Here is a 6,782-nt window from a genome sequence, read left to right on the forward strand (position 1 = left end):
GGGTGTGCTCGTGTCCGCCGTTCTGACGGCGCTGGTGGCCGCCTCCGCCTCCCGGCGGCGGCACGCCGCGGACACCGGTCCCGGGTCGTTGGTCGCGTGGCTGCGACCGGTGGCCGCGACCCGGCGGGTCCTGCGGTTCACCCTGTACGGGGCGGGGGCGGCGACCCTCGTCCCGGTGTTGTGGTGGTTGGTGCTCCCGGTGGGGCCGGACGGCCTCTGGTGGGTGCCGGCGGTCCTGATCCCCCCTGGTGTCGTGGCCGCGTTGCCACCTCTGCTCCGCGCCTCGCGGCGCCGCATCCGGCTCCAGACGGTCCGGTCGGGGTGGGCCGGTGCGGCGACGGCCGGCTGGGCGGAGGTGCTCGACCTCTGCGTCGACCGGGGGGCGCCGCTCCCGGCATCGGACACGGTCCGGATCGCCGTCGACCGCCTCAGCCGGCAGTACCGGTTCGACGGCCGGACGGTGGCGGGCCTGACCGTGCTGGCCGAGGCGGTGGAACGGGACTGGTACGCGCCCTCGGCCGCCCCGCCCGGGGAACTGGCCGGGGCGGTGGACGCGGTGTTGGCCGGCTTCGCCCGGAACGCGCCGCCACGGTGGGTCGACCGCGTCGTTCCCCCTTCGACGCGTCGACGGTCGCGTCGGGCGGTGGCCGAGAGCCGGTCCACCGGGGGCGCCGAGTAGGCGCCGCCCGCCGGCCCGGGGCCGGGCTGAGGGCGGGGGCCGGACCGAGCGCCGTGCCCCGGCCACGTGGCCTCCCCCGTGCCGACGGGGACGGGTGGACGGGGAGCGGGCTGCCCGTCCTGCCGGTCGACCACGCCTGCGGCTTCCACGCGGCCCGTGGGCGGCGTGTGCTGGCGGACGAGGCGGGGGGTTCCCTCCCGGCTGGTGGGCCGACGCCGCGCGGCGGTCAGCCGATCGCGCGGCGCCGAACGCGCACGCGGCGGAGGGCGCCCGAGCGGGCGGACAGCCTCCCGGGCGTCGCGCACCCGAGGGCGGGAGGCGAGACGCACCCCGGTCCGCGTCGCTGGGTCGAGGGCGCTCCGCTGCCGGCGCCAAGGACTGCCGCCCGACCACCGGCGGCACCCCCGGAGAGAAGAAAAGGCACCCTGTCCGAAACCAGGATGCCCGTCCTGCCTGCTGATGCGGAGGAACACGCTAGGCTCGCGGCCCGATCATCGCACCGGGCCGCACGCACCACGTCCTATTCGCCGTCCAACCGTCGGCGGAACCGCTCCTCCATCCGTTGGGAGAAGGAACTCCTCGACGTCCGCGACGTCGGTGGCGGCTCGCCTGCGCCTCCCCCTTCGGCAGGTTCCTCGGTCTCGGAGGAACTGGCCCGAAGAGCGGTCAACATCAGTACGGCACCACCGAACATGAGCAGGAAGCCGAAAACGCTGATGACCGGTATGTCCGCCACCCGCACCGGGAGTACCACTCCGAGCACGAGCGTGAGCAAACCAACGGCCAGCAGCGCGACGCCCTGGAGGCGCCGACGCCTGGAAGGCCTCCGCACGCGTGCGCCACGCACGTTGGAGGCGAACTTGGGGTCTTCGGCATAGAGCGCGCGCTCGATCTGGTCGAGCAAACGCTGCTCGTGCTCGGAGAGTGGCATGGCTCCTCCTCCGGCACAGCGATTGCGGCGCCGGACAATCCTTCGAGACTTCCGGCGGACGCCCTCATGGGGCGTCATGTCTAAGGATACGAGCCGCGCAACCCGACCACTACCCGGACCGACCACCAGAATGTTCGCACTCGCACACATTATCGTCGTACGAGGTCAGTGAGTCGATTCTTCGTCGCGGAGGACGCCACGCGCGGCACCGACACCCGGTCTTCCCCGGAACGGGCGAACCGGGGGGGAGTCTCCTCACCGGGGCCGGCGCGCCAGCACGTGCAGCCGGCTCGCCAGTTCGCGCAGGGGTGGCTGCCGCGCCGCCAGCAACTCCAGTTCCGCGAGGTCGCTCGGCGAGCAGGTCTCCAGCACCGATCCAGGCACCAGGTCGGTGACGGCCCCGTCCCCCTGGAGCAGTTCGACGGCCAGCCCGGCCGCGGCCACCAGCTCGGACAGGCCGACGGCGTCGAAGCGGCGGAGCAGGGGGTCCGCGCCGGTGCCGGGCGCGAGGGTTCCACTCGCCGAGGTCAGCACGTCCCTGGCCTCGGTGACCCGTCCCGAGAGGACGCGGTGCAGGACCGTCGCGTGCCGGTTGGCCACGAGCACGGAGACCGCGCCCCCCGGGGCCGCCACCGCCGACAGCTCCGCCAGCGCGGCGGCCGGGTTCTCCACGTACTCCAGGAGGCCGTGACCCAGCACCAGATCGGCCCGGCCCGGTTCCACGACGGCGGTCAGGGCCTCGGAATCACCCTGCACGGACGTGACGCGCTCCAGCACCCCCCGGTCCGCCGCCCGGGTACGCAGGGTGGCCAACGCGTTGGGGCTCGCGTCGACGACGGTGACCTCACACCCCGCCTCGGCCAGCGGCACGGCCCACACCCCGCTGCCCCCACCGACGTCGAGCACCCTCGGCGGACGCCCGGCCCCGGAGCGGCGGCGCACCGCGACCAGTTCGACGTTCAACGCGGACAGCACGGCCTCGGAAACCATGGGTCAGAGCCTAGAACCCACCGTCCCGGAAGGGCCGCGGCCTCCCTCCACACCACCGTCGACCCGACCTCACCCGCCACCGCCGGTGCGTCCGCGCCTCCGTCTCGCACGGCCCCGCGCCGCTGTCCACCCCGGTCCGAGCGGGACCAGCGGGGTCGTCGTTGGGCCGATGCAGTGACGGCTCCACCACTGATCGGCGCAGAACGTAGGCTGCATCCCGTGCTTACTACGGTGGCAGTGCTCAGCCTGAAGGGCGGCGTGGGGAAGACGACCGTCGCGCTGGGGTGCGCCTCCGCCGCGTTGCGGCGGGGCCTGCGGACCCTGGTCGTGGATCTCGACCCCCAGTGCAACACCACGGCCGCGATGGATCCCGCCGAGACGGACGCCGACCTGGCCGACGTCCTCGCCGACCCCTCGCCGGAGACGGTGCGCTCGGCGATCGCACCGAGTTCCTGGGGGGACGGACTGGACGTCCTGGTCGGTTCGGAGGGCGCGGAGGGGCACAACGTCCCCAACCCGGGCGCGCCACAGCTCTCCCGGCTGCGGGAGGTGCTCACGACGGTGCGCGGCCTGGACGAGGAGGAGGGCCTTCCCCCCTACCAGCTGGTGCTCCTGGACTGCCCGCCCTCGCTCGGCCAGCTCACCCGGTCCGCGCTGGTGGCCGCCCAACGCGCCATGCTCGTGACGGAACCGACGATGTTCGCCGTCTCCGGGGTGCAGCGCGCCTTCGAGGCCGTCCAGGCGGAACGGGAGAACACCAACTCCGACCTGCAACCGTTGGGTGTCGTGGTGAACCGGGTACGCCCCCGCTCCCACGAACACCAGTTCCGGATCAACGAACTCCGGGAGATCTTCGGTCCCCTCGTGATGCCGGTGGTGCTCCCCGACCGCCTCGCCGTCCAGCAGGCCCAAGGCGCCTGCATGCCCATCCACCAGTGGGGAACCCCCGGGGCACGGGAGGTCTCGCTGGCGTTCAACCTCCTGTTGGCCCGGGTGTTGCGCTCGGCGCGGGGCCGGCGTGCCGGGCGGGAACCCGAGGCCGAGCCCGCGCTCGACTGAGCCAGGGCACGGTACCGGCACCCCCCTCCTCCGGATGGCACCATCGGAGGCGTGCCGGAGGGTGACACGGTCTTCCTGACCGGACGGCGGCTCGACGCGGCGCTCGGCGGCCGGGTGCTCCAGCGGGGTGAACTGCGTCACCCCGCCCTGAGCGTGGTCGACCTCGCCGGCCGGACCGTCGTCGAGGCCGACTCGGTGGGCAAGCACCTCTTCGTGCGGTTCGACGACGGGCGGAGCCTGCACAGCCACCTCCGGATGGACGGGTCCTGGCGGGTGCACGGCCCCGGCGAACGGTGGCGGCGACCCGCGCACGAGGCCAGGGCGGTGTTGGCGAACCAGGACCAGGAGGCGGTGGGATTCCTGCTGCACGACCTGGCGCTGCTGCCCACCCGGGAGGAGGCGTCGCTGGTCGGGCACCTCGGCCCCGACCTGCTGGGCCGGACCTGGGGAGAGACCGACCGCCGGGAGGCCGAGCGCCGGCTGGCGGCCGACCCGGAGCGGGCCGTGGGCGAGGCGCTGCTCGACCAGCGGGTGATGGCCGGCCTGGGCAACCTCTACCAGTGCGAGATCTGCTTCCTCCTCCGGGTGTCACCCTGGACGCGGGTGGCCGACGTCGACCCGGCCGCCGCGGTCGACCTCGCCAGAAGGCTGTTGGCGGCCAACGCGTGGCGCTGGGACCAGCGCACCACGGGCTCGTCGCGACGCGGCCAACGGCACTGGGTGTACCGGCGGGCTGGCCTGGCGTGCGCACGGTGCGGGGCCACGATCCGCCGGGGAACGCTCGGACCGGGGCCGAGTGCCCGCATCGTCTACCACTGCCCCCGGTGCCAGCCGGCTCCGCACCGCTGACCGGAAACGCCGTCCCGGCGGGAGCGGGGAAGCTCCCCGACGACCGTCGACCGGGGCGGGTCGGCAGTACCCCGCCACCCCGTTCCCACTCGGCCGCGCACCCGGTGCCGGGCCGGGACTCCCCCGCGGTCCTGCCCCACCTCGGCCACCGGTAGAACGCTCCCGGTCCCGTGCTGGCACCGGGCTCGAGACCCGGTGCTCGCCTTCCGGGTGGGGACCTCCGGAGCGGGAGGTCGCGGACCGGGCGCGTCACCCACCCGCTACCGGGCCGGCCTGCTCGGCGTGCCGAGAGCGGCTCGCCTGGTCACCGTGGGCCGGTTCGAGGAGTTCCCGTAGCTCACCTGGTCGGAGAGGGGCGGGTCACGACGGCTCGGAGGGCGCGCAGCGCCGGGTACAGCAGAACGACGACGAGCGCACCCCAGGCCATACCGCCGACCTCCACCCCGCCCACGGTGAAGGTCAGGCCACCCACTCCCGCGACCAACGCCGCGCCCGCCACCACCAGGTTCAGCGGATCCCGGAAGTCCACCTGGTGATCGGACCAGACCCGGAAACCGAGCATCGCGATGAGGCCGAAGAGCACCAGCGCCGCCCCACCGATCACGCCGGGTGGGACGAGGACCACCGCCGCGCCCACGCGAGGTGAGAAGGACAGCGCCACGGCCAGGACCGCCGCCGTGGCGCACGCGGCGGTGGAGTGCACCCGGCTCAGCGCCATCACGCCGATGTTCTCCCCGTAGGTGGTTGTCCCGACCCCGCCTCCCCCACCGGCGAGGGCGGTGGCCAGCCCGTTGCCGATGAGCACGTCCCCGGCCTGCCGGTCGAGGTCACGTCCGGTCACGGCGGCGACCGCCTTGAGGTGGCCGAGGTTCTCCGCGAGGACGGTGATCACGACGGGCAGCACCAGCAGGGACACCGAGGGCGTGATGACCGGAGCGGTCAGCTCGGGCACGCCGATCCACGCCGCGTCGAGGGGGCCGGAGGACACGTTCTCGACGGGCCCGGACAACCAGGAGGCGCTCCACCCCACCGCGATTCCGAGCACCACGGCGAGACGGCGCCACAGCCCGCGCCCCGCCACGGCCGCCACGACGATGGTCAGCAGGGTCACCCCGGCTACCACCGGTTGCGCCGAGACGCTGGCGGTGGCGAGCGGCGCCATGCCGAGTCCGACGAGGACCACCACGGCGCCGGTCACCACCGGCGGGAGCAACACCTCCACCAGACCCGCGCCCAACGCCTTGACCGCCACCCCGAGCATCACCAACGTCACGCCCGCCACCAGCACCCCGCCGAGCATCGCCGCCGGCTCCGCCCCCGCCTCACCCGCCGCCAGGAACGGACCGACGTACGCGAAGGACGCCCCCAGATAACCGGGAACACGATTGCGGGTCACCACCAGGAACAGCAGGGTGCCCAGACCGGAGAACAACAGCGTCGTGGTCACCGGGAACCCGGTGACCGTCGGAACGAGAACCGTGGCGCTGAACATCGCCGCCACATGCTGCGCCCCGAAACCCACCGTCGACGGCCACCCCAGCCGCTCCTCGGGCGCGACCACCCCGGCAGCCCCCGTGACGTCCTCCGCACGCACCCGCCACAACGGCATCCCGACACCTCCCCGCGCGAGAGCGCATCCTCCCACCTCGCCACGGCCGAAATCCGCCGAACACGACCGGCGGCCCCGCCCGCGCGCCCACCGGCATCCACACCGACGTCACACGCCGACTGGACGTTCAGGCCGCCGGGTTCACCCGAAGCGGAAGGAAGCGACGCCGAACGGCATCCCAGGGAGGCCGCTCCCGAAGCGGGAGGAACTCCAGCGCTCACCCCGGCCGGGTTCTGGTACCGCCAGCCCAGCGCACCCCTCAGGCGCGCACCCGGGCCAAACCCGCCTTCCTGGCGGCTCCGCACGGCCTGCCGCACGTGGTCGAGAGCGGGAACCGGGCGGCCGGAGCTGAGGGCCGAGGGTGGGGGTACGGGAAGGGGAAACCCCGGTCAGGGCCGGGGTGGGCGGGACAGCTCCCGCAGCCCGGCGGCCAGCCCGTCGAGGTAGTCCGCCGCCTCGGTCAACGCGGGCGCGGAGGTGTCGTGGTCATGAGCGGCGACGGTACGGCCCGCCGTCGCCACCAACCGGCCGAAGCCGTCCACCCCGTCGCGGAGCCTGGTGGCGAGCCGGTCGATGTCCTTGGTCAACGCGGGACGTTCCGAGGCGGGCGAGGCCTCCCTGGCGCGTTCAACCGCCTGGAGCCGAGCGGCGGGCGGCCCGGGCGG

6 protein-coding genes and 1 pseudogene are annotated in these 6,782 nt (G+C 74.1%); 3 read left to right on the top strand and 4 right to left on the bottom strand.

Translation table 11 applies throughout. From position 1 onward, the window contains the following. A pseudogene (locus ACTIDRAF_RS29925) lies at positions 1-679 on the top strand (hypothetical protein); the annotation flags it as partial. Between the two features lie 520 nt (positions 680-1,199). Here the strand turns inward: ACTIDRAF_RS29925 and ACTIDRAF_RS0219485 are convergent. After that, a complete protein-coding gene (locus tag ACTIDRAF_RS0219485; protein ID WP_016700402.1) occupies positions 1,200-1,610 on the bottom strand; it encodes a DUF3040 domain-containing protein in 411 nt (136 codons plus the stop codon). A 255-nt stretch (positions 1,611-1,865) separates the two neighbouring features. Further along, on the bottom strand, positions 1,866-2,600 hold the full coding sequence (locus tag ACTIDRAF_RS0219490) for a methyltransferase domain-containing protein (protein WP_016700403.1): 735 nt from the start codon (positions 2,598-2,600) through the stop codon (positions 1,866-1,868). A 237-nt stretch (positions 2,601-2,837) separates the two neighbouring features. Between ACTIDRAF_RS0219490 and ACTIDRAF_RS29930 the strand changes: the two genes are divergently transcribed. Continuing rightward, the gene (locus tag ACTIDRAF_RS29930) at positions 2,838-3,659 is read left to right on the top strand and encodes a ParA family protein (protein ID WP_016700404.1); all 822 of its coding nucleotides are present in this window, start codon (positions 2,838-2,840) and stop codon (positions 3,657-3,659) included. 51 nt (positions 3,660-3,710) lie between these two features. After that, complete coding sequence (locus ACTIDRAF_RS0219500) at positions 3,711-4,508, top strand: DNA-formamidopyrimidine glycosylase family protein (RefSeq protein ID WP_016700405.1); 798 nt, start codon at positions 3,711-3,713, stop codon at positions 4,506-4,508. Positions 4,509-4,845: 337 nt separating this feature from the next. On the opposite strand, the gene ACTIDRAF_RS0219510 is transcribed toward ACTIDRAF_RS0219500, so the two are convergent. Beyond that, positions 4,846-6,117: a uracil-xanthine permease family protein gene (locus ACTIDRAF_RS0219510; protein ID WP_016700407.1), complete on the bottom strand. Its 1,272-nt coding sequence runs from the start codon at positions 6,115-6,117 to the stop codon at positions 4,846-4,848. Between the two features lie 389 nt (positions 6,118-6,506). After that, positions 6,507-6,782: phage shock envelope stress response protein PspM (pspM, locus tag ACTIDRAF_RS29935; protein WP_026066290.1), on the bottom strand; the 276-nt coding region annotated here is incomplete at its 5' end.

The sequence above is a fragment of the Actinoalloteichus spitiensis RMV-1378 genome (assembly GCF_000239155.1).
In the GTDB taxonomy this organism is placed as follows: domain Bacteria; phylum Actinomycetota; class Actinomycetes; order Mycobacteriales; family Pseudonocardiaceae; genus Actinoalloteichus_B; species Actinoalloteichus_B spitiensis.

What these genes read in the sequence shown, in the direction of transcription:
- ACTIDRAF_RS0219490 (WP_016700403.1), bottom strand. Translation starts at nt 2,600, where the DNA reads ATGGTTTCCGAGGCCGTGCTGTCCGCGTTGAACGTCGAACTGGTCGCG.
- ACTIDRAF_RS0219485 (WP_016700402.1), bottom strand. Translation starts at nt 1,610, where the DNA reads ATGCCACTCTCCGAGCACGAGCAGCGTTTGCTCGACCAGATCGAGCGC.
- ACTIDRAF_RS0219510 (WP_016700407.1), bottom strand. Translation starts at nt 6,117, where the DNA reads ATGCCGTTGTGGCGGGTGCGTGCGGAGGACGTCACGGGGGCTGCCGGG.